The sequence below is a fragment of the Klebsiella sp. 28 genome (assembly GCF_018223905.1).
Taxonomy (GTDB): domain Bacteria; phylum Pseudomonadota; class Gammaproteobacteria; order Enterobacterales; family Enterobacteriaceae; genus Klebsiella; species Klebsiella pneumoniae.
Map to the genome: position 1 here is coordinate 1 of NZ_JAGRQY010000059.1, position 23,075 is coordinate 23,075.

Annotated in this window: 15 protein-coding genes; 8 read left to right on the forward strand and 7 right to left on the reverse strand. The window is 57.0% G+C overall.

Going from position 1 to position 23,075, the window contains the following annotated elements; translation table 11 throughout:
• Positions 1 to 1,101, reverse strand: a 1,101-nt coding sequence (gene glpA / locus KHQ28_RS10985; RefSeq protein ID WP_211777601.1) for an anaerobic glycerol-3-phosphate dehydrogenase subunit A, incomplete at its 3' end; no start/stop codon positions are given.
• Between the two features lie 271 nt (positions 1,102 to 1,372).
• On the opposite strand from glpA, the gene glpT reads away from it, so the two are divergent.
• Entirely contained in the window at positions 1,373 to 2,719 is a 1,347-nt protein-coding gene (glpT, locus tag KHQ28_RS10990) for a glycerol-3-phosphate transporter (protein WP_002913019.1), read from the forward strand.
• Positions 2,720 to 2,728: 9 nt separating this feature from the next.
• Positions 2,729 to 3,799: a glycerophosphodiester phosphodiesterase gene (glpQ, locus tag KHQ28_RS10995; RefSeq protein ID WP_009484780.1), complete on the forward strand. Its 1,071-nt coding sequence runs from the start codon at positions 2,729 to 2,731 to the stop codon at positions 3,797 to 3,799.
• 452 nt (positions 3,800 to 4,251) lie between these two features.
• Here the strand turns inward: glpQ and yfaE are convergent, their stop codons facing one another.
• The 4 genes from yfaE to ubiG form a co-directional block, all read right to left on the reverse strand.
• On the reverse strand, positions 4,252 to 4,506 hold the full coding sequence (gene yfaE, locus KHQ28_RS11000; protein ID WP_002913017.1) for a class I ribonucleotide reductase maintenance protein YfaE: 255 nt from the start codon (positions 4,504 to 4,506) through the stop codon (positions 4,252 to 4,254).
• Positions 4,506 to 5,636, reverse strand: a complete 1,131-nt coding sequence (nrdB, locus tag KHQ28_RS11005) for a class Ia ribonucleoside-diphosphate reductase subunit beta (protein ID WP_004140835.1) — start codon at positions 5,634 to 5,636, stop codon at positions 4,506 to 4,508. The genes yfaE and nrdB overlap by 1 nt, the downstream gene beginning before the upstream one ends.
• Before the next feature lie 101 nt (positions 5,637 to 5,737).
• The gene (gene nrdA / locus KHQ28_RS11010; RefSeq protein ID WP_002913016.1) at positions 5,738 to 8,023 is read right to left on the reverse strand and encodes a class 1a ribonucleoside-diphosphate reductase subunit alpha; all 2,286 of its coding nucleotides are present in this window, start codon (positions 8,021 to 8,023) and stop codon (positions 5,738 to 5,740) included.
• Positions 8,024 to 8,367: 344 nt separating this feature from the next.
• Positions 8,368 to 9,096, reverse strand: a complete 729-nt coding sequence (gene ubiG, locus KHQ28_RS11015) for a bifunctional 2-polyprenyl-6-hydroxyphenol methylase/3-demethylubiquinol 3-O-methyltransferase UbiG (protein ID WP_002913014.1) — start codon at positions 9,094 to 9,096, stop codon at positions 8,368 to 8,370.
• 146 nt (positions 9,097 to 9,242) lie between these two features.
• Here ubiG and gyrA point away from each other — a divergent pair, with 146 nt between their 5' ends.
• Positions 9,243 to 11,876, forward strand: coding sequence for a DNA topoisomerase (ATP-hydrolyzing) subunit A (gene gyrA / locus KHQ28_RS11020; RefSeq protein WP_055314380.1), 2,634 nt, complete (start codon positions 9,243 to 9,245; stop codon positions 11,874 to 11,876).
• Between the two features lie 131 nt (positions 11,877 to 12,007).
• Entirely contained in the window at positions 12,008 to 14,848 is a 2,841-nt protein-coding gene (gene rcsC, locus KHQ28_RS11025; protein WP_002913009.1) for a two-component system sensor histidine kinase RcsC, read from the forward strand.
• Between the two features lie 45 nt (positions 14,849 to 14,893).
• On the opposite strand, the gene rcsB is transcribed toward rcsC, so the two are convergent.
• Positions 14,894 to 15,544, reverse strand: a complete 651-nt coding sequence (gene rcsB, locus KHQ28_RS11030; protein ID WP_002913007.1) for a response regulator transcription factor RcsB — start codon at positions 15,542 to 15,544, stop codon at positions 14,894 to 14,896.
• Positions 15,545 to 15,559: 15 nt separating this feature from the next.
• Entirely contained in the window at positions 15,560 to 18,217 is a 2,658-nt protein-coding gene (gene rcsD / locus KHQ28_RS11035; protein WP_032418627.1) for a phosphotransferase RcsD, read from the reverse strand.
• Between the two features lie 767 nt (positions 18,218 to 18,984).
• Between rcsD and KHQ28_RS11040 the strand changes: the two genes are divergently transcribed.
• From KHQ28_RS11040 to alkB, 4 genes are all read left to right on the forward strand, one after another.
• Positions 18,985 to 20,097, forward strand: coding sequence for a porin OmpC (locus tag KHQ28_RS11040; protein ID WP_211777602.1), 1,113 nt, complete (start codon positions 18,985 to 18,987; stop codon positions 20,095 to 20,097).
• Positions 20,098 to 20,200: 103 nt separating this feature from the next.
• Complete coding sequence (apbE, locus tag KHQ28_RS11045) at positions 20,201 to 21,253, forward strand: FAD:protein FMN transferase ApbE (RefSeq protein ID WP_004180700.1); 1,053 nt, start codon at positions 20,201 to 20,203, stop codon at positions 21,251 to 21,253.
• 73 nt (positions 21,254 to 21,326) lie between these two features.
• Positions 21,327 to 22,391 (forward strand): bifunctional DNA-binding transcriptional regulator/O6-methylguanine-DNA methyltransferase Ada, encoded by a 1,065-nt coding sequence (gene ada / locus KHQ28_RS11050; RefSeq protein WP_032418629.1) that lies wholly within the window; start codon positions 21,327 to 21,329, stop codon positions 22,389 to 22,391.
• Positions 22,391 to 23,044, forward strand: coding sequence for a DNA oxidative demethylase AlkB (gene alkB, locus KHQ28_RS11055; RefSeq protein ID WP_032418630.1), 654 nt, complete (start codon positions 22,391 to 22,393; stop codon positions 23,042 to 23,044). The genes ada and alkB overlap by 1 nt, the downstream gene beginning before the upstream one ends.
• Positions 23,045 to 23,075: the final 31 nt, after the last annotated feature.

Below are 23,075 nucleotides of genomic sequence, written 5' to 3' on the forward strand. Positions count from 1 at the left end.
GACGGCGTCGGTGGCCCACTCGGCCATCAGGCGATAGGTCATCAGCTTGCCGCCGGTGATGGTAATGAAGCCTTCCATACCGTCACGCTGGGCATGGTCGAGCAGGACGATGCCGCGGCTGACGCTGCGCCCGCTGGGATCGTTATCGCTGGCCACCAGCGGGCGGACGCCGGAGTAGGCGCGGAGGATCCGGGTGCGGCCCATGACCGGCGCCAGCTTTTCCCCTTCGCGCAGCAGGGTATCGACCTCCGCCGCTGTTACCCGGTTGTCGTCAATTTCGTCATAAGGAATATGCATTGAGGTAGTGCCGATCAGCGAGATGGTATCGCCGGGCACCAGAATATCGGCGTCGGCCGGCTTACGGCAGCGGTTGATCACCAGGTTGTTAATCCGATGATCGAGGATCAGCAGCGATCCCTTCGCCGGGAACATGGTGATGCGCAGGTCGGCATATTCCGCAATACGCTGCCCCCAGATCCCGGCGGCGTTAACCACCATCCCGGCGTACAGAGCGCGGGCCTGGTGAAGTTGGCGGTCGTATACCTGGACGCCGCAGACGCGATCGCCCCGGCGCAGCAGGCCTGTTACTTCGCAGCCGGTAAGGATCTGCGCGCCGTGTTCGCGGGCGTCGAGCATATTGGCCGCGGTGAGGCGAAACGGGTCGATGGTACCGTCCGGGACCTGCACCGCGCCCAGCAGCGTCGGGTTGACGGCGGGCTCCCGGCGCAGCGCTTCCTTCGGCGAGAGCGGCGTGGCCTCTATGCCAGCCTGCTGACAGGCGTCGATAAAGGTTTGCTGCCATGCCAGGTCATCTTCAGGCAGGGTGATAAACAGCCCATTGGTCGGTTCAATACAGTGGCGGGCGATGCGGCGCAGGATGCGGTTCTCACTGATGCATTCGCGGGCGGATTCGTTGTCGGTCACCGCGTAGCGGGCGCCGCTGTGCAGCAGTCCATGATTCCGGCCGGTCGCCCCGGTGGCGATATCATGGCGCTCAATGAGCAGCGTTCGTAATCCGCGCCGGGCGCAGTCGCGGGCGATACCGGCGCCGGTTGCTCCGCCGCCGATGATAATGACCTCGCTATCAAGACGTCCCGTCATCTTCAGCTCCTCTGCTTTCGTTTAACGCCATTTAGCCACAATTAGTAAGGTTATTGTTTGATTTCGAGCATATTCGCGCGTTATTTGAGCGTGTTATGTGATTTCGTGCTCACATTGGAACGTTTTGTCATATTTCTGTAACAAATTGTGCGATGTTTCACAGTATCAACTCTACGTATTGCCTACCATCGCGACCATATTTGAAGTTGGTGATTAATCTGGGATTTTGTCGTGACGTCAGTAGAAAACAGCAAGGGCCACGGAGGCTGATATGTTAAGTATTTTTAAACCCGCCGCGCATAAAGCGCGTTTGCCAGCAGCGGAGATTGACCCGCTATATCGCCGATTACGCTGGCAGATTTTTATTGGCATCTTTTTTGGTTATGCCGCCTACTATTTGGTTCGTAAGAACTTTGCCCTGGCGATGCCTTATCTTATCGAGCAGGGGTTCTCTCGTGGCGACCTCGGCTTCGCCCTTTCCGGTATCTCCATCGCCTATGGATTTTCGAAATTCATCATGGGATCGGTCTCTGACCGCTCGAATCCGCGCATTTTCCTGCCGGCTGGCTTGATCCTGGCCGCGCTGGTGATGCTGGTGATGGGCTTCGTGCCGTGGGCGACGTCCAGCATCATGATAATGTTCGTGCTGCTGTTCCTCTGCGGCTGGTTCCAGGGGATGGGCTGGCCGCCGTGCGGCCGGACCATGGTGCACTGGTGGTCGCAGAAAGAGCGCGGCGGGATTGTCTCGGTGTGGAACTGCGCGCATAACGTCGGCGGCGGCATTCCGCCGCTGCTGTTCCTGTTAGGGATGGCGTGGTTTAACGACTGGCACGCGGCGCTGTATATGCCGGCATTCGGCGCCATTCTGCTGGCGATTTTCGCCTTCGCAATGATGCGCGACACCCCGCAGTCCTGCGGTCTGCCGCCGATTGAAGAATATAAAAACGACTACCCGGACGATTACAGCGAAAAGCACGAAGAAGAGCTGACGGCGAAGCAGATCTTTATGCAGTACATTCTGCCGAACAAGCTGCTGTGGTACATCGCTATCGCTAACGTCTTCGTTTATCTGCTGCGCTACGGCATTCTCGACTGGTCGCCGACCTACCTGAAAGAAGTTAAACACTTCGCGCTGGATAAATCCTCCTGGGCCTATTTCCTGTACGAGTACGCGGGGATCCCGGGCACGCTGCTGTGCGGTTGGATGTCGGACAAAGTGTTTAAAGGCAACCGCGGCGCCACCGGCGTGTTCTTTATGACCCTGGTGACCATCGCCACTGTCGTTTACTGGCTGAACCCGCCGGGTAATCCGGGCGTCGATATGGCCTGTATGATCATCATTGGCTTCCTGATCTACGGCCCGGTGATGCTGATTGGTCTGCATGCCCTCGAGCTGGCGCCGAAAAAAGCCGCCGGGACCGCCGCGGGCTTCACCGGCCTGTTCGGCTATCTTGGCGGTTCCGTGGCCGCGAGCGCTATCGTCGGCTACACCGTCGATTTCTTCGGCTGGGACGGCGGCTTTATGGTGATGATCGGCGGCAGCGTGCTGGCGGTTATCCTGCTGGTTATCGTGATGCTCGGTGAACGTCGCCATCACCAACAGCTGAAACAAGCCTAAGGAGCGGCGATGAAAATGAAACTTACCGCGCTGATGAGCGGAATGATTCTGTCCAGTTCGGCGCTGTGCTTCAGCGCGACAGCGGCTGATAAAATGGTCATCGCCCACCGCGGCGCCAGCGGGTATCTGCCGGAACATACCCTGCCGGCGAAAGCGATGGCTTACGCTCAGGGGGCGGATTACCTTGAGCAAGACCTGGTGATGACCAAAGACGACCGGCTGGTGGTGTTACACGACCACTATCTCGATCGGGTGACTGACGTTGCGCAGCGTTTCCCGCAGCGGGCGCGTAAAGATGGCCGTTTCTACGCCATCGACTTTACCCTGGACGAGATTAAGTCGCTGAAGTTCACCGAAGGTTTTGAGCCGAAAAATGGTAAGAACGTGCAAACCTATCCCGGTCGATTCCCGATGGGCAAATCCGATTTCCGTATTCATACCTTTGAAGAGGAGATTGAGTTTGTCCAGGGGCTGAACCATTCCACCGGCAAAAACATCGGTATCTACCCGGAAATCAAAGCGCCGTGGTTCCACCACCAGGAAGGCAAAGATATTGCCGCCAGCACATTGAAGGTGCTGAAGGAATATGGCTATACCAGCAAGCAGGATAAGGTTTATCTGCAGTGCTTTGACGCCAACGAGCTCAAACGCATTAAAAATGAGCTGGAGCCGAAGATGGGGATGGATCTCAATCTGGTGCAGCTCATCGCCTATACCGACTGGAATGAAACCCAGCAGAAACAGGCCGATGGTAAGTGGGTGAACTACAGCTATGACTGGATGTTCAAGCCAGGGGCGATGGCGCAGATTGCGCAGTACGCGGACGGTATCGGCCCCGATTACCATATGCTGGTAGCGGAAGGCTCGAAGCCGGGGGCGGTGAAGCTGACGGCGATGGTGAAAGAGGCGCATGCCAGCCATCTGCAGGTGCATCCGTACACCGTGCGCGCGGATCAGTTGCCGGAGTACGCGACTAACGTTAATCAGCTCTATGACGTGCTGTATAACCAGGCGGGCGTCGACGGCTTATTTACCGATTTCCCGGATAAAGCGGTGCAGTTCCTGGACGCGAAACAGTAAAAAGCCGGGTGGCGGCTACGCCTTACCCGGCGTACGAACTGCGGTTTTGTTGACACTGTTCTCGGCGTGCAACGATTTCGACCCGGGAATAACGTTTGTTCTATGTTATTTCCTGGAAGATTGCGCTCCCTGCGTTATGCCTTTCATAGCGCAGGGAGCGCACAGGGGGAGGCCAGTCGCCGCCTCCCCCTGTACCCCCGGGCTCCGGCCAGCAAAATCGCGGCTGCGCGGTCCCTTCGACTTATCCCTGCAGGCTTCGGGTCGGGCCGAGGTAGCGTCCATGCAAAACACGGCCCTCAGCCCGCATCCATGCGGGCTGCCCCGGCCTTCCGGGAACGTCTCTGCGATTTTGAGGCCGTCAACACCGGCAGTTTCAGCAGCCCAGGGCGGCAGTGCGTAAACGGTCGGTCCTGGAACAGTAGGTCAGGTAAGCGTAGCGCCACCTGACAAGACTACATCTCGATCTCAATATCGCCTTTCGCCCGGCAGCAGCAGGGCAAAATTTCCCCCGGCTGGATAAAGGCCAGCGGCTCGGTCAGCCAGTCAACCTGGCCGGAGACCAGGCGCGTGCGGCAGGAGCCGCAGTAGCCTTCGCGGCACTGATATTCGACGTCGATATTATGCGACTCCAGCGCCGCCAGCAGGGAAGGGTGTTCATCCTGACACTCAAGGCGAGTGTCAGAGATTTTCAGGAAGATCCGCTTCATTACAGCTGGAAGTTACTCAGATCGTCGGCATCGACTTCAGAATCGATCTGGCCGACGAGATAAGAACTGACTTCCACTTCCTGCGGCGCCACCTGAACGTTGTCGGAGACCAGCCAGGTGTTGATCCATGGGATCGGGTTGGAGCGGGTCTGGAACGGCAGATCGAGGCCCACCGCCTGCATGCGGATATTGGTGATGTACTCGACGTACTGGCAGAGAATATCTTTATTCAGGCCGATCATCGAGCCGTCGCGGAACAGGTAGTCCGCCCACTCTTTCTCCTGCTGCGCCGCCAGCACGAACAGGTCATAGCACTCCTGTTTGCACTCTTCGGCGATTTCCGCCATTTCCGGATCGTCGCTGCCGGAGCGCAGCAGGTTCAGCATATGCTGGGTGCCGGTCAGGTGCAGCGCTTCATCGCGGGCGATCAGGCGGATAATTTTGGCGTTGCCTTCCATCAGTTTGCGTTCGGCAAAGGCGAAGGAGCAGGCGAAGCTGACGTAGAAGCGGATCGCTTCCAGGGCATTAACGCTCATCAGGCACAGATAGAGTTTCTTTTTCAGCTCGCGCAGATTCACGGTCACGGTTTTGCCGTTGACGGTGTGGGTGCCTTCGCCCAGCAGATGCCAGTAGCTGGTCATCTCGATCAGCGAATCGTAATAGTGAGAGATGCCTTCCGCACGTTTCTGGATCTGCTCGTTGGTGACGATGTCGTCGAACACGGTCGCCGGGTCGTTGACGATGTTGCGGATGATGTGAGTGTACGAACGCGAGTGAATGGTCTCGGAGAAGGCCCAGGTTTCTACCCAGGTCTCCAGCTCCGGGATGGAGATCAGCGGCAGCAGCGCCACATTCGGGCTACGGCCCTGGATGGAGTCGAGCAGCGTCTGGTACTTCAGGTTGCTGATGAAAATATGTTTTTCGTGTTCCGGTAGCGCCTGGTAGTCGATGCGATCGCGGGAAACGTCAACCTCTTCCGGGCGCCAGAAGAAGGAGAGCTGCTTTTCAATCAGCTTTTCAAAGATGTCGTATTTTTGCTGATCGTAGCGGGCCACGTTAACCGGCTGGCCAAAAAACATGGGTTCCAGCAGCTGATCGTTTTTCGTCTGTGAAAAAGTGGTGTATGCCATTGAAGTGAGTCCTGTTGAACTGTATTGCCCGGCGGGAATGGGTTGGCCGGGCCTACACAAACGTAGGCCGGGTAAGCGTAGCGTTACCCGGCAAAAATACCTTAGATCTTACAAGCGCCGCTTTCGCAGCCGTCGTCCTGGATGGACGGGGCCAGGTCATCCTGGGCGTCTTCAGCGCCATCACGGGTGTTGTGATAGTACAGCGTTTTGACGCCGAATTTATAGGCGTTGAGCAGGTCTTTGAGCAACTGCTGCATCGGCACTTTTCCGGACGGGAAGCGCGTCGGATCGTAGTTAGTGTTGGCAGAGATCGACTGGTCGATAAACTTCTGCATGATACCCACCAGCTGCAGATAACCGTCGTTGTTCGGCATCTCCCACAGCAGCTCGTAGGCGTTCTGCAGGTTTTCGTAATCCGGCACCACCTGGCGCAGGATACCGTCCTTGGACGCTTTGATACTCACGTGGCCGCGCGGCGGCTCAATGCCGTTGGTGGCGTTGGAGATCTGCGACGAGGTCTCGGACGGCATCAGCGCGGAGAGCGTGGAGTTGCGCAGACCGTGGGTTTTAATGGATTCGCGCAATGCTTCCCAGTCGTAGTGCAGGGGTTCGCTGACGATGCCGTCCAGATCTTTCTTATAGGTATCGATCGGCAGGATGCCCTGCGCATAGGTGGTTTCGTTGAACCACGGGCAGGCGCCTTGCTCGATAGCCAGCTCGTTAGAGGCCTTCAGCAGATAGTACTGAATCGCTTCGAACGTTTTGTGCGTCAGGTTGTTGGCGCTGCCGTCGGAGTAGCGTTTGCCATGCTTCGCCAGATAGTAAGCGAAGTTGATCACGCCGATACCCAGCGTACGACGCCCCATCGCACCGCGTTTAGCCGCCGGGATGGGGTAATCCTGATAGTCGAGCAGCGCATCCAGAGCACGCACCGCCAGCACCGCCAGCTCTTCCAGCTCGTCGAGGCTGTCGATAGCCCCGAGGTTGAAGGCCGACAGGGTGCACAGCGCGATTTCGCCGTTTTCGTCGTTGACATCTTCCAGCGGTTTGGTCGGCAGAGCAATCTCCAGGCACAGGTTAGACTGACGCACCGGGGCGACTACCGGATCGAACGGGCTGTGGGTGTTACAGTGGTCGACGTTCTGGATATAGATGCGGCCGGTAGAGGCGCGCTCCTGCATCATCAGCGAGAACAGCTCAACGGCTTTAATACGCTGCTTGCGAATGCTGTCGTCCTGCTCGTACTGGGTGTACAGGCGCTCAAACTCGTCCTGATCGGCGAAGAAGGCGTCATACAGGCCCGGGACGTCGGAAGGGCTGAACAGGGTAATATCGCCGCCTTTCAGCAGACGGGTGTACATCAGCTTGTTGATCTGTACCCCGTAGTCCATGTGACGAACGCGGTTGGCGTCGGTACCACGGTTGTTTTTCAGCACCAGCAGGCTTTCCACTTCCAGATGCCACATTGGGTAGAAGAGGGTTGCCGCGCCGCCGCGCACGCCGCCCTGCGAGCAGGATTTCACCGCGGTCTGGAAATGCTTGTAGAATGGAATGCAGCCGGTGTGGAAGGCTTCGCCGCCGCGGATCGGGCTGCCCAGCGCGCGAATGCGCCCGGCGTTGATGCCGATGCCGGCGCGCTGGGAAACGTATTTCACAATCGCGCTGGAGGTGGCGTTGATGGAATCCAGGCTGTCGCCGCACTCGATCAGCACGCAGGAGCTGAACTGACGGGTTGGGGTACGCACGCCGGACATGATCGGCGTCGGCAGCGAGATTTTAAAGGTGGACACCGCGTCGTAGAAACGCTTGATATAGTCCAGACGCGTTTCGCGCGGATAGTTCGAGAACAGGCAAGCGGCGACCAGAATATAGAGGAACTGCGCGCTCTCATAAATTTCGCCGGTGACGCGGTTTTGTACCAGATACTTGCCTTCCAGCTGCTTAACGGCTGCGTAGGAGAAGTTCATGTCGCGCCAGTGGTCGAGGAAACCGTCCATCTGCTGGAACTCTTCTTCCGTGTAGTCTTCCAGCAGATGATGATCGTATTTACCTTTCTCGACCATCTTCACCACGTGATCGTAGAGCGCCGGCGGCTCAAACTGACCGAAGGCTTTTTTACGCAAATGGAAAATCGCCAGACGCGCGGCGAGGTACTGGTAATCCGGTGCGTCGCGGGAGATCAGATCCGCAGCGGCTTTAATAATGGTTTCGTGGATGTCCGCGGTTTTGATGCCGTCATAGAACTGGATATGGGAGCGCAGCTCTACCTGGGAAATCGAAACGTTATTCAGTCCTTCTGCCGCCCAATCCAGTACGCGATGGATTTTGTCGAGATTGATGCGCTCGGTGGTCCCGTCGCGCTTTGTCACCAGCAGACTCTGATTCATGTGGATTTTACCTGTCCGTGAAAGAAAATATCCCCCGTTTATCCACAGAAGGCCGTTGTGACTAACTCTGTGGATAAATACTATATGTAGGGGGTTGTCGATAAAAGAAACGCTATATGGTGAGTATTTTAGTAAGGAATCTTTTGAGTACAAGGGTTGATTTTGACGTTAAATTGAGGTTGCGGAAGGGTAATAATCCGCAAGTCCACGTCGCATAAGGCCTGGAGAAGAAGTCAATAAAACAGAAAAAAAAATGAAAATTTGATCGAGTGCTGATTTCTTCATCGGAAGAAATAATCACGCGGCTTGATGCCGCGCAATCATCATAAGCGGAGGTGCTGACCTCAGTCCTGTTTGGCGGTTGTATGCAACATATAGTTAACATCAACCCCCGGCGCTAACTTGAAGGTATTGGTCAGCGGATTGTAATGCAGACCGATGATATGCTGCTCTTTCAGAGTTGTCTGATCTACCCAGCCCAGCAGCTCGGCCGGCTTGATAAACTTCTTCACATCATGAGTGCCTTTGGGCACCATCTTCATGACATATTCCGCCCCGACTACCGCCATCAGCCAGGCCTTGCCGTTGCGGTTGATGGTGGAGAAGAAGACCTGGCCGCCGGGCTTCACTAACCGCGCGCAGGCGTGCACCACCGACTGCGGGTCGGGGACGTGCTCCAGCATCTCCATGCAGGTCACAACGTCATACTGCTGCGGGTGCTTCGCGGCATGTTCCTCAACTGTTTCCTGAACATAGTCTACCTGAATACCGCTCTCCAGGGCGTGCAGCCTGGCGACCTGCAGCGGTTCGGCCCCCATGTCCAGCCCGGTGACCGTCGCGCCTTCGCGCGCCATGCTCTCGGCGAGGATGCCGCCGCCGCAGCCGACATCGAGGACTTTTTTACCGAACAGGCCGCCGGAGCGTTCGGCAATATAGCCCAGCCGCAGCGGGTTGATGCGGTGGAGCGGTTTGAACTCGCCCTCCAGATCCCACCAGCGCGAGGCGACGGCTTCGAATTTGGCGATTTCAGCATGATCGACATTAGGGGCTACCGACGTTTTTTCGGCATTCATGGGCGCTTTTACTCCTTTTCTGTTCAGACCTGCGAGTATATCAGCAGCGCGCCATGAATAAACCGTATTGCTTTACCTCTATTAGCGCGGCTGTGTTATAATTTGCGACCTTTGAATCCGGGATACAGTAGAGGGATAGCGGTTAGATGAGCGACCTTGCGAGAGAAATTACACCGGTCAACATTGAGGAAGAGCTTAAGAACTCTTATCTGGATTATGCGATGTCGGTCATTGTTGGCCGTGCGCTGCCGGATGTCCGAGATGGCCTGAAGCCGGTACACCGTCGCGTACTTTACGCCATGAACGTATTGGGCAATGACTGGAACAAAGCCTATAAAAAATCAGCCCGTGTCGTTGGTGACGTAATCGGTAAATACCACCCGCACGGCGACTACGCGGTATACGGCACCATCGTGCGTATGGCGCAGCCGTTCTCGCTGCGTTACATGCTGGTGGACGGCCAGGGTAACTTTGGTTCCATCGACGGCGACTCCGCCGCGGCGATGCGTTATACCGAAATTCGTCTGGCGAAAATCGCTCATGAGCTGATGGCCGATCTTGAAAAAGAGACGGTCGATTTCGTCGACAACTATGACGGTACGGAGCGTATTCCGGACGTCATGCCGACCAAAATTCCTAACCTGCTGGTGAACGGCGCCTCCGGGATCGCCGTAGGGATGGCCACCAACATACCGCCGCATAACCTGACGGAAGTGATTAACGGCTGTCTGGCGTATGTTGACGATGAAGACATCAGCATTGAAGGGCTGATGGCGCATATTCCTGGCCCTGATTTCCCGACCGCCGCCATTATCAATGGCCGTCGCGGCATCGAAGAGGCCTATCGCACCGGTCGCGGTAAAGTGTACATTCGCGCGCGCGCGGAAGTGGAAGTGGACGCGAAATCCGGCCGCGAAACCATCATCGTGCACGAAATTCCGTATCAGGTGAACAAAGCGCGCCTGATCGAGAAAATCGCCGAGCTGGTCAAAGAAAAACGCGTGGAAGGCATCAGCGCGCTGCGTGACGAGTCTGATAAAGACGGGATGCGCATCGTGATTGAAGTGAAGCGCGATGCGGTAGGGGAAGTGGTGCTTAACAACCTCTATTCCCAGACCCAGCTGCAGGTCTCCTTCGGCATCAACATGGTAGCTCTGCACCATGGTCAGCCGAAGATCATGAACCTGAAGGACATCATCGCCGCGTTTGTACGCCACCGCCGTGAAGTGGTGACCCGTCGTACGATTTTCGAATTGCGCAAAGCGCGCGACCGGGCGCATATCCTCGAAGCGCTGGCCGTTGCGCTGGCCAACATCGACCCGATTATCGAACTGATCCGTCGCGCGCCGACCCCGGCAGAAGCGAAAACGGCGCTGGTTGCCCAGGCGTGGGATCTTGGTAACGTCGCGGCGATGCTGGAGCGCGCCGGGGATGACGCCGCGCGTCCGGAATGGCTGGAGCCAGAGTTCGGCGTACGCGACGGTAAATACTATCTGACCGAGCAGCAGGCTCAGGCGATTCTGGATCTGCGTCTGCAGAAACTGACCGGCCTTGAGCATGAAAAACTGCTCGACGAATATAAAGAGCTGCTGGAGCAGATCGCAGAGCTGCTGCACATTCTCGGCAGCGCCGACCGTCTGATGGAAGTGATTCGCGAAGAGCTGGAGCTGATCCGCGACCAGTTCGGCGACGAACGTCGTACCGAAATCACCGCCAACAGCGCTGATATTAACATCGAAGATCTGATCAACCAGGAAGATGTGGTGGTCACCCTGTCGCATCAGGGGTATGTGAAATATCAGCCGCTGACCGACTACGAAGCACAGCGTCGTGGCGGTAAAGGCAAATCGGCAGCGCGCATTAAAGAAGAAGACTTTATCGACCGCCTGCTGGTGGCTAACACCCATGACACCATCCTCTGCTTCTCAAGCCGCGGCCGTCTGTACTGGATGAAGGTCTACCAGCTGCCGGAAGCCAGCCGCGGCGCGCGCGGTCGGCCGATCGTCAACCTGCTGCCGCTGGAAGCCGATGAGCGCATCACCGCCATCCTGCCGGTCCGCGAGTACGAAGAGGGCGTCAACGTCTTTATGGCGACCGCCAGCGGTACCGTGAAGAAAACCGCGCTGACCGAGTTCAGCCGTCCGCGTTCCGCCGGTATCATCGCGGTCAACCTGAACGAAGGCGATGAGCTGATCGGCGTCGATCTGACCTCTGGTCAGGATGAAGTGATGCTGTTCTCCGCGGCCGGTAAGGTTGTACGCTTCAAGGAAGACGCCGTTCGCGCCATGGGCCGTACCGCCACCGGCGTACGCGGTATTAAGCTTGCGGAAAACGACAGCGTCGTCTCGCTGATTATTCCACGCGGCGAAGGCGCGATCCTGACGGTGACGCAAAACGGTTACGGTAAACGTACCGCGGCGGCGGAGTATCCGACCAAGTCGCGTGCCACCCAGGGCGTTATTTCGATCAAAGTCACCGAGCGTAACGGTTCCGTGGTCGGCGCCGTGCAGGTGGATGACTGCGATCAGATCATGATGATCACCGACGCCGGGACGCTGGTGCGTACCCGCGTTTCCGAAGTGAGCATCGTGGGCCGTAACACCCAGGGCGTGATCCTCATTCGCACCGCGGAAGATGAAAACGTGGTAGGTCTGCAGCGCGTGGCTGAGCCGGTGGATGATGAAGAGCTGGATGCCATCGACGGTAGCGCGGCAGAAGGCGATGACGATATCGCCCCGGAAGCGGATACCGATGACGACATCGCCGAAGACGAAGAATAATCGTCCGAGGTAAATGTTCTGGAAGGGCCGGGTATTTTCCCGGCCCTTTTTGCATTAACATTGCGGCAAAGCCGGTTTACCGCTACCTTAACCGCATTCTGTTGAGTCCCTGACGGCCGAGCATCGCCACATTGAAATATCTTGCCTCTTTTCATACAACCCTGAAGGTTTCACGTTATCTGTTCAGAGCGCTGGCGGTATTGCTGTGGCTGCTTATTGCGTTTGTCTCTGTGTTTTATATCGTCAACGCGCTGCACGAGCGGGAAGCCGAAATCCATCAGGAGCTTAATCTCAACGCCGATCAGGCCCAGCGCTATATCCAGCGTACCGCGGATGTAATGAAAGAGCTGAAGTATGTCGCCGGTAATCGCTTGTCGGCAGGGGACGCGGTAGCGCAAGGGCAAAACGGCGATATGGCGGTGCCCAACTTTGAACCCCTGTACCCCGATTCCGACTGCAGCGCGATGAGCGCCACCTGGCGTAATTCGCTGCAGTCGCTGGCATGGTTTATGCGCTACTGGCGGGATAATTTTACTGCCGCCTACGACCTTAACCGCATCTTTCTCATCGGCAGCGATAACCTCTGCATGGCCAACTTTGGCCTGCGGGACGTGCCGATTGAGCGCGATCAGGCGCTGAAAGTCCTGCATCAGCGCATAGAGCAATATCGCAACGCGCCGCAAAATGAGCGCGGCAACAACCTGTTCTGGATAAGCCAGGGCGTTCGCCCCGGGGTGGGCTATTTTTACGCCCTGACGCCGGTCTATATGGCCAATCGCCTGCAGGCGATGCTGGGCGTGGAGCAGACCATCCGCATGGAAAGCTTCTTTACGCCGGGCAGCCTGCCGATGAGCGTGACGATCTTTGACGATAACGGCCAGCCGCTGATTTCGCTGGCCGGTGCGGAAGGTAAAATCCAGAGCGAAGCGAAGTGGATGCAGGAGCGGATGTGGTTTGGCTACAGTTCGGGTTTCCGCGAGCTGGTACTGAAAAAAAGCCTCTCGCCGTCCTCCCTGAGCATCGTCTATTCCGTCTCGGTAGATCAGGTGCTGGAGCGGATCCGTATGCTGATCATCAATGCTATCGTTCTTAATATCCTCAGCGGCGCGATGCTGTTCGCGCTGGCGCGGATGTATGAGCGGCGCATTTTTATCCCCGCGGAGAATGACGCCCAGCGCCTGGAAGAGCACGAGCAGTTCAACCGCAAAATTGTGGCTTCTGCCCCGGTAGGGATCTGTATTCTGCGCACTGCCGACGGGACCAATATTCTCAGTAATGAACTGGCGCACAACTACCTGAACATGCTGACCCACGAGGACCGCCAGCGGCTGACGCAGATCATCTGCGGCCAGCAGGTCAATTTTGTCGACGTGCTGACCAGCAACCATACCAACCTGCAGATTAGCTTTGTTCATTCACGCTATCGCAATGAAAACGTCGCCATTTGCGTGCTGGTGGACGTTTCCGCCCGCGTGAAAATGGAGGAGTCGCTGCAGGAGATGGCCCAGGCGGCGGAGCAGGCCAGCCAGTCGAAATCGATGTTCCTGGCGACCGTTAGCCATGAGCTGCGTACCCCGCTGTATGGCATCATCGGTAACCTCGATCTGCTGCAGACCAAAGCGTTGCCGAAAGGCGTCGATCGCCTTGTGACGGCGATGAACAACTCCTCCAGCCTGCTGCTGAAAATCATCAGCGATATTCTTGATTTCTCGAAAATCGAGTCCGAGCAGTTGAAGATCGAGCCGCGGGAGTTCTCTCCGCGCGAAGTCATGAACCATATCTCCGCTAACTATCTGCCGTTGGTGGTGCGCAAGCAGCTGGGCCTGTACTGCTTTATCGAGCCGGACGTTCCGGAACAAATGTCCGGCGACCCGATGCGCCTGCAGCAGGTGATCTCAAATCTGCTCAGCAATGCGATAAAGTTCACCGATACCGGCTGTATTGTCCTGCACGTCCAGTGCGCGGGGGATTATCTGCAGATTAGCGTTCGCGACACCGGAGAGGGGATCCCGGCGAAAGAGGTATTGCGCCTCTTCGATCCTTTCTTTCAGGTGGGGACCGGCGTGCAGCGCAATTTTCAGGGCACCGGCCTTGGCCTGGCGATCTGTGAAAAACTGATCAGCATGATGGATGGCGATATTGCTGTGGAAACCGAGCCGGGGATGGGTAGCCGCTTTACCATCCGTATTCCTCTGTATGGCGTGCAGAATACCTCACCGGTGAGCAGAGACGGTTTCGCTGGCAAGACCTGCTGGCTGGCGATTCATAACACTTCGCTGGCGATGTTCGTCACCTCGCTGCTCAGCTACCACGGCCTGACGGTCCGCCGCCATGCCGGCGAAACGCCGGACGCCGAGGATGTCTTACTCACTGACGATGAGGCGCTGAGCGGATGGCAGGGAAGGGCCATGGTCATCTTCTGTCGCCGGCATATCGGTATTCCGCAGGAGCGGTCCGCCGGCGAATGGCTGCACAGCGTGACGACTCCCCACGAACTGCTGCCGCTGCTGGGGCGTATTTTCCATGTTGCGCTCGCCAGTGCGGAAAATAGCCCGGCGCTGATGGCCCCGGAGGCGCAGGCCGGCAATAACGACGACATGATGATCCTCGTGGTCGACGATCACCCGATCAACCGCCGCCTGCTGGCGGATCAGCTGGGTTCGCTCGGCTACCAGTGCGTGACCGCGAACGACGGGATCGACGCGCTCAACGTCCTCAGCAAGCAGCACATCGATATCGTGCTCAGCGACGTCAACATGCCTAATATGGATGGCTATCGCCTGACGCAGCGCATTCGTCAGCTTGGCCTGACGCTGCCGGTGATTGGCGTAACGGCCAATGCCCTGGCGGAAGAGAAGCAGCGCTGTCTGGAATCGGGGATGGACAGTTGTCTGTCCAAGCCGGTCACCCTCGACGTACTGAAGCAAACGCTGACGGTATATGCGGCGCGGGTGCGTAAAGGGCGGGAATAATGGGGAGCTCCGTCTCGCCGGGGCGAGACGGAGAGGGCGAAGAGATTACTCTTTGTCCGTCGCGCTCAGCGAGACGGAAGAGAGGTAGTTCAGCAAGGCGATGTCGTTTTCGACGCCCAGCTTCATCATCGCCGATTTCTTCTGGCTGCTGATGGTTTTAATGCTGCGATTAAGCTTTTTGGCGATCTCGGTTACCAGGAAACCTTCGGCGAACAGGCGCAGTACTTCGCTCTCTTTCGGCGACAGGCGTTTATCGCCATAGCCGCTGGCGCTGATTTTTTCCAGCAGGCGAGAGACGCTTTCCGGGGTGAATTTCTTCCCTTTCTGCAGCGCGGCCAGCGCTTTTGGCAGGTCGGTCGGCGCCCCCTGCTTGAGGACGATCCCTTCGATATCCAGATCCAGCACCGCGCTGAGGATCGCCGGATTGTTGTTCATGGTCAGAACAATGATCGACAGATCCGGGAAGTGGCGCTTGATGTATTTAATCAGCGTGATCCCGTCGCCGTATTTGTCACCGGGCATGGACAGATCGGTGATCAGCACATGGGCGTCCAGCTTCGGAAGATTGTTGATAAGAGCCGTGGAGTCTTCAAACTCGCCAACGACGTTCACCCACTCAATTTGCTCAAGTGACTTACGAATACCGAACAGTACGATCGGATGGTCATCGGCAATAATTACGTTCATAGTGTTCATGTATAAGGCTACCTTCTACAGCAAGCTCTTGACGTAAGCGTCAATGTCGCTGATATATTTTTCTATGCCTTGCGCATCCTTTTCGCGAATCAGATGCTCAAGCGTTTCACATAACTGCTTGCCGGGTATCAGATTAAGCATAGCAAATGCCCCTTTGAGGCGGTGGGCGGTTTGCGCCAGAGCAGCAAAATCGCCCGCTTCGATTTCAGTATACAATCTCTGAACATCATCCGGTACCGTATCGGCAAACAGTGCGTAATAGCCGCTGGCATGGAGTTCGGCGTTACTCTCGTTTCCTGAGGTGACGGGCTGAACCGCCTCCTCCGCCAGCTGCTGCTCAATAAGCTGCAGGATAGCCTCCTGCATCGCCGTGCTAATATTAAAGTTGACCCGCAGTTGGCCCGGGCCGATCTTGCGTATCCCGACCTCATCATCGCTTAAAAGCAAGCCTGAAGCAGTAAGATTAGACGGATTATCCGTTAAATAAAGATCAAAGGCTTGACTGGTCGCCCGATCGTCCGGTGTGATGCAGGACGCTCCCCAGCTCTCCAGCTGGCGAGTGACAATCCGCCGCACTTCGCTGGAAGTCACATCCAGCAGGACGATAACGTCATCCAGCAAATGCTCTCCCGCCTCTGGCGCCTCTTCGCTGGCCGGCATTTTCAGATGCAGGGTATAGCGCGTCCCCAGCGACTCCCGGGCTTTAATGGTCAATTGCCCGCCCAGCTTGCGCGTCATGCGGTCGCATAGCCAGAAGGTAAGGGCGTTTGCTTTGCCGTACAGGTCGCTCTGGGTCTCGTTGAGATACGGGAAGTGCATATTGTCGATCTCGTTTGCCGAGACGCCGTTGCCGGTATCCAGAATGCGGAAGGTCAGGCGATCGCTGGCCGACTCATCCTGACAGACGTCGAGGGTGATCTTGCCGATAGGCGTGGTGGTCACTGAATACTGGATTAACAGCACCAGCGTGCGCCGCAGAGCTTCACGGTCGCCATAGCGCTGCTCGCCGGCCGGGAGCGCATTGTTGATGAGCAGCTGCAGACCCTTGCGTTTCATCGCCGGCAGCACTTCCGGCACGACGTCGTCAATAAGCTCCTGCACCGAGAACAACGTCTGGTTGGTTTTCCAGGCATCGCTTTCCAGCAGATTGGCGAGCTGAATGTCATCGATGAGTTTGACCAGCTCATCGGCATGCTGGGCCAGCGTCCGATTCTCTGTACTACTGAGCGCCGCCGCCTCTGCCGCCAGCGTCAGCGCGGGCTGCTTCAGGGCGCTGCCGATGTGCTGCATAAAGGCGGCCCGTCCCTGCTGGTTTTTCTCATACAAGCGCTGGGCCTGCTTGAGCTTTTTATTAACCAGCACTTCGCGGTCCTGATCACGGATGATCAGGATCTGGGTGCGCGGCGCTACCTGGCTGCGATACTGGCGGATTTCATACTGCTGATTGTTGACGGTGGCCTGGATCACCCCCTGATGCTGGTCCGCCATATTGGTGATGTTCTGCAGATTCAGGTGCGGAAGCAGATGGTCGGCAATTGGATTGCTGATAACCGTTCGGTTGGCTTCCTGATCGTGAACGAGCAGCCCCAGCGGCAGCAGAGAAACAATCTCTTCGTTAATGGCGCGCAGCAGACGCAGTTCGCTGTTGGCGGCGGAGGGGAGCCCGGCGCCAGACGAATGGCTGCGTCCTTTATAGTGGCGAAAGGTGGTAAAACCAAACAGCGCCAGCGCCAGCAGACCAATGTTGAGCAGCAGCGGCAGAAGAATGTTCTGCATGGACTCCAGCAGCATGGTGTTCATTGGTACCGTCCACAGCAACTGCATACCGGTGGTGCTGATGTCGGTGGCGATGTCAATCTGCATGCCGTTAAAGGTGATCCCGATATGATCGGCGCTCTCTTTATCCGGCGTGGTGGCGAGATTTTGCGACGGGTCAGGCTCGATACGGAAGCTGTCGATGGTCATGCCGGGCGGGATCAGATCGTTAATCGGCAGGTCGAAGGCGACCACCGTGGCAAGGTGTCCGGGCTGGTTGAAGGTGGTGCGTAACGTAAAATAGTGCGCGTTCTGCCAGGCGAGATGGCGCAGCGGCGAGAACGTCTCGCGCTCATCAAGGGTATTAGCCTGCAGCAGCATTTCCGCGCGCCGTGACTCCACGACGCTGCTGATCGTTGACTCTTTGAAGCTCGAAGAGAGGTCCTTCAACGGCAGGGTGGAGACCAGGATCAGACTATTGTCCAGGCCGTTGAGATAGTACATCGACCACGGAATGGTCTCCGCGCCCCACAAAATATCGAGATAATCGGACATTTTCTGCGTCATTTCGAGGGTGGAGCTGTCATGGGAGCCAAAGATCAGGGCTTCGGTTTTACGCCGGGGTTTCTCCAGGTAGTAAACGTCCTGTTTTAAACGCGTCTCCTGCAGACCGCCGCTTGCGGTGTTGACTGAGGTGGCGGCGATATTGTCGTAGATCTGCCAGGTGGCATAGCGCCAGGCGTCAATGCGCTGGTGCAGAGCGTGGGAGACATCAACCACCTGATAGCTTTTCTCCTTCAGCCAGGCATTGACGGCGCTTTGGATCATCACCCCCATTGTCGCCAGCAGGACAATAACCATCAAAATGAAGAAGCGGCTGATGTTGCCGGGGATCAGGGAGAATTTTTTCGGGGTCATCTTGTGGCTGAACGACTCATCATTGTTTGTAAACAGGATGTAGCGCCAGAGTAACTGGCAACAAAGCAGATGCTGCTGGCAGTATAAAGGCTAATGGCGTAAATCCATACTACAGATTGGCGCCAGCGGTGCGATGCCGCCCAGGAATTATCTTAGAAACGAAGCGTAAATGAAACCGCGCCGGGAAGGTTAACCGGCGACGATATTGACGGAAACAAAAGGGAAGAATCGCACGAAATAACAAGACATTGGCAGAATATGCACCACTGATGGCCTAATTGATTAATAGTCGTTAGGGAATCATTAGCCGTAGCACAGATAAATTAAAGTTGTGTAAAGAAGGGTAAAAAAAACCGGATGCGAGGCATCCGGTTGAAATAGGGGTAAACAGACATTCAGAACTGAATGACGGTAATAAATAAAGTTAATGATGATAGCGACTCTTATTTTAGCCACCAATGATCATTTTGTTTTACCATTCAGTGCTATAGATATGTTGTTGTCTATCGCTTTGATTATAAAAGGTTAAATATTTTTTTTGATGATTAGTGCGTATTTCCCTGACCATTTTGCGGTGAAAAAAGTTCCGCTAAATTTACAAATTGAAACATCTTGTGGGAACTTTGAAACATCTTAGAAGTTTTAGTATCATATTCTTATTGGATTATTCTGCATTTTGCAGCACAATGAAATAGCCGACTGATTAGAAGGGTAATCAGTAAGCAGTGGCATAATAAAAGGCATATAACAAACAGAGGGTTAATAACATGAAAGTTAAAGTACTGTCCCTCCTGGTACCGGCTCTGCTGGTAGCAGGCGCAGCAAATGCGGCTGAAATTTATAACAAAGACGGCAACAAATTAGACCTGTACGGTAAAATTGACGGTCTGCACTACTTCTCTGACGACAAGAGCGTCGACGGCGACCAGACCTACATGCGTGTAGGCGTGAAAGGCGAAACCCAGATCAACGACCAGCTGACCGGTTACGGCCAGTGGGAATACAACGTTCAGGCGAACAACACTGAAAGCTCCAGCGATCAGGCATGGACTCGTCTGGCATTCGCAGGCCTGAAATTTGGCGACGCGGGCTCTTTCGACTACGGTCGTAACTACGGCGTAGTATACGACGTAACGTCCTGGACCGACGTTCTGCCGGAATTCGGCGGCGACACCTACGGTTCTGACAACTTCCTGCAGTCCCGTGCTAACGGCGTTGCAACCTACCGTAACTCTGATTTCTTCGGTCTGGTTGACGGCCTGAACTTTGCTCTGCAGTATCAGGGTAAAAACGGCAGCGTCAGCGGCGAAGGCGCGACCAACAACGGTCGTGGTTGGAGCAAACAGAACGGCGACGGCTTCGGCACCTCTCTGACCTACGATATTTGGGATGGCATCAGCGCTGGTTTCGCGTACTCTCACTCCAAACGTACCGACGAGCAGAATAGTGTTCCGGCACTGGGTCGTGGCGACAACGCTGAAACCTACACCGGTGGTCTGAAATACGACGCCAACAACATCTACCTGGCCTCTCAGTACACCCAGACCTACAACGCAACTCGCGCCGGTTCCCTGGGCTTTGCAAACCTGGGCTTTGCAAACAAAGCGCAGAACTTCGAAGTGGTTGCTCAGTACCAGTTCGACTTCGGTCTGCGTCCGTCTGTGGCTTACCTGCAGTCTAAAGGTAAGGATCTGGAGCGCGGCTACGGCGACCAGGACATCCTGAAATATGTTGACGTTGGCGCGACCTACTACTTCAACAAAAACATGTCCACCTATGTTGACTACAAAATCAACCTGCTGGACGACAACAGCTTCACCCGCAACGCCGGTATCTCTACCGACGACGTGGTTGCACTGGGCCTGGTTTACCAGTTCTAAGTTGCAAGCTGCATAACAAAAAGGCGCCTCTGGCGCCTTTTTTTATGTCCGGTTTAACCTCGCTGGTATACTCTTGTCGCCCTGGTAAGAGGAGCCTCGATTAATGGATATGACTTTCTTTCGCGCCGCGCTGCTGGGCGCCTGCGTTCTGCTCTCTGGCTGCGATTCAGCTACCACTCCTGCGACCCCCACCGCGACGGCCACCGTGCTGGATGGCAAAACGATGGGCACCTTCTGGCGGGTCAGCGTCATTGGCGTGGATGAGGCAAAGGCCCAGGCGTTGCGCGCCAAGGTTCAGGCCCAGCTGGACGCCGACGATCGCCTGCTGTCGACCTGGAAAAACGACTCAGCGCTGATGCGCTTCAATCATGCCGCCACTACCGAACCCTGGCCGGTGAGCGAAGCGATGGCGGATATCGTCACCCTGTCGCTGCGGATTGGCGCCAAAACGCACGGCGCGATGGATATTACCGTAGGGCCGCTGGTCAACCTGTGGGGCTTTGGCCCGGATAAACAGCCGGTCACCACCCCGGATGCCGAGGCGATAGCCGCGGCGAAGGCGCGCACCGGCCTGCAGCATCTGCAGGTTATTAATCAGAGCGGCAGGCAGTTCCTGCAAAAAGATATTCCCGATCTGTTTGTCGACCTCTCCACCGTGGGGGAAGGCTATGCCGCCGACCACCTCGCGCGGTTGATGGAGCAGGAGGGGATCTCCCGCTATCTGGTGTCGGTGGGCGGGGCGCTGGTCAGCCGCGGGATGAACGGCGAAGGCAAGCCCTGGCGGGTAGCGATCCAGAAACCGACCGACCGCGAAAACGCCGTTCAGGCGATTGTCGACATCAATGGGCACGGCATCAGCACCTCCGGCAGCTATCGCAACTACTATGAACTCGATGGCAAACGCATCTCGCACGTTATCGATCCGCAGACCGGGCAGCCGATAACCCATAAGCTGGTCTCCGTGACCGTCATTGCGCCAACAGCGCTGGAGGCGGATGGCTGGGATACCGGACTGATGGTGCTGGGGCCGGAAAAAGCGCAGCAGGTGGTGCGCGAGGAGGGGCTGGCGGTCTACATGATCGTTAAAGAAGGAGAGGGTTTTAAAACCTGGATGTCGCCGCAGTTCCGCACTTTCCTTGTCGGCGAGAAAAATTAAAAAGCAAGATTGCGGGTTTTTTACTGCGGGCTTTACCACAGACTGAGGGTACACTTACAGCTGGAGACCCGTCATGAAACCGATAGTTGCCGATACCGATGATCGCCGCTGGCAGGCGGTCTGCGAACGTGATACCCGGGCCGATGGTCAGTTCGTCTTTGCGGTACTGACCACCGGCATCTGCTGTCGTCCCTCCTGCCGCTCGCGGCGCGCGCGGCGAGAAAACGTACGCTTTTTTGCCGACGTCGCCGCCGCCGTGGCGGCGGGATTCCGCCCCTGCAAACGCTGCCAACCGGATAAAGACTACCCGCAGCAGCAAAGGGTCGACAAAGTGGCGCAGGCCTGTCGGCTGCTGGAGCAGGACGCGCCCCTGACCCTCGAGGCGCTGGCAGGCCAGCTGGCGATGAGCCCGTTTCATTTCCACCGTTTATTTAAATCCGTCACCGGCATGACCCCTAAAGCCTGGCAACAAGCGTGGCGGGCGCAGCGCCTGCGGGAAGCGCTGGAGCAGGGGATACCGGTGACCCGCGCCGCGCTGGCGGCTGGTTTTCCCGACAGCAGCAGCTATTATCGCCAGGCCGACGCAGCGTTAGGGATGACCGCCAGCCAGTTTCGCCGCGGCGGGGCCGCCACCGTGGTAACCTGGACCACGGGCGACTGCGCGCTGGGTCGTTGCCTGGTGGCGCAGAGCGAGCGCGGCGTCTGCGCGGTGCTGCCGGGTGATAACGATGCGGCATTGCTCGACGACCTGCGCCGGCGCTTTCCCAATGCCGAGCTGCGTGAAGGCGACCCTGATTTTTGTCAGCAGATGGCCGAGATTTTCGCCCACCTCGACGACAGCCGGCGGCCGGTATCGCTGCCGCTGGATCTGCAGGGCACCGCGTTTCAGCTGCAGGTCTGGCAGGCGCTGCGGCAGATCCCGGTGGGCGAGACCCGCAGCTACCGCCAGGTGGCAGAGCATATTGGCCAGCCGCGGGCAGTAAGAGCCGTGGCCGGCGCCTGCGCGGCGAATTCGCTGGCGGTGATTGTTCCCTGCCACCGGGTGGTGCGTGAAGATGGCACCCTGTCCGGTTATCGCTGGGGAACGGCGCGAAAAGCGCAGCTGCTGGCGCGCGAGGCCCAACATGAGGAGGAGTAATGCTCGATCTGTTTAGCGATACCCCACCGTGGCAGGAGCCGCTGGCCCCCGGCGCGGTGGTGCTGCGGCGATTTGCCCGCGAACGCGCCCCGGCGCTGCTGCAGGCGATAGCCGACGTCGCCAGTCAGTCGCCGTTTCGCCAGATGGTCACGCCGGGCGGGTACACCATGTCGGTCGCCATGACCAACTGCGGCGCGCTGGGCTGGACTACCGATCGCCACGGCTATTTGTACGCCCCGGTCGACCCGGTAACCGATCAAACCTGGCCGCCGATGCCTGCCGTCTTTCATGAACTGGCGCTGGCGGCCGCCGCCGCCGGCGGCTATCCGGAGTTTTCCCCCGACGCCTGTTTGATTAACCGCTATTGTCCTGGCGCAAAACTGTCGTTGCATCAGGATAAAGATGAACAGGATCTGCGGGCGCCGATTGTCTCGGTCTCGCTGGGCTTGCCGGCCATCTTTCAGTTTGGCGGCTTGCAACGCAGCGACCCGCTGCAGCGGCTGCTGCTGGAGCATGGCGATGTGGTGGTCTGGGGCGGCGAGTCGCGCCTGTTTTATCATGGCATTCAGCCGCTGAAAGCGGGGCATCATCCGAAAACGGGCGACTGTCGTTACAATCTCACCTTCCGACAGGCGGGCGGTCGCCAGTATTAAAATAAGAATTATTCTTGATGTCATCGGCGAG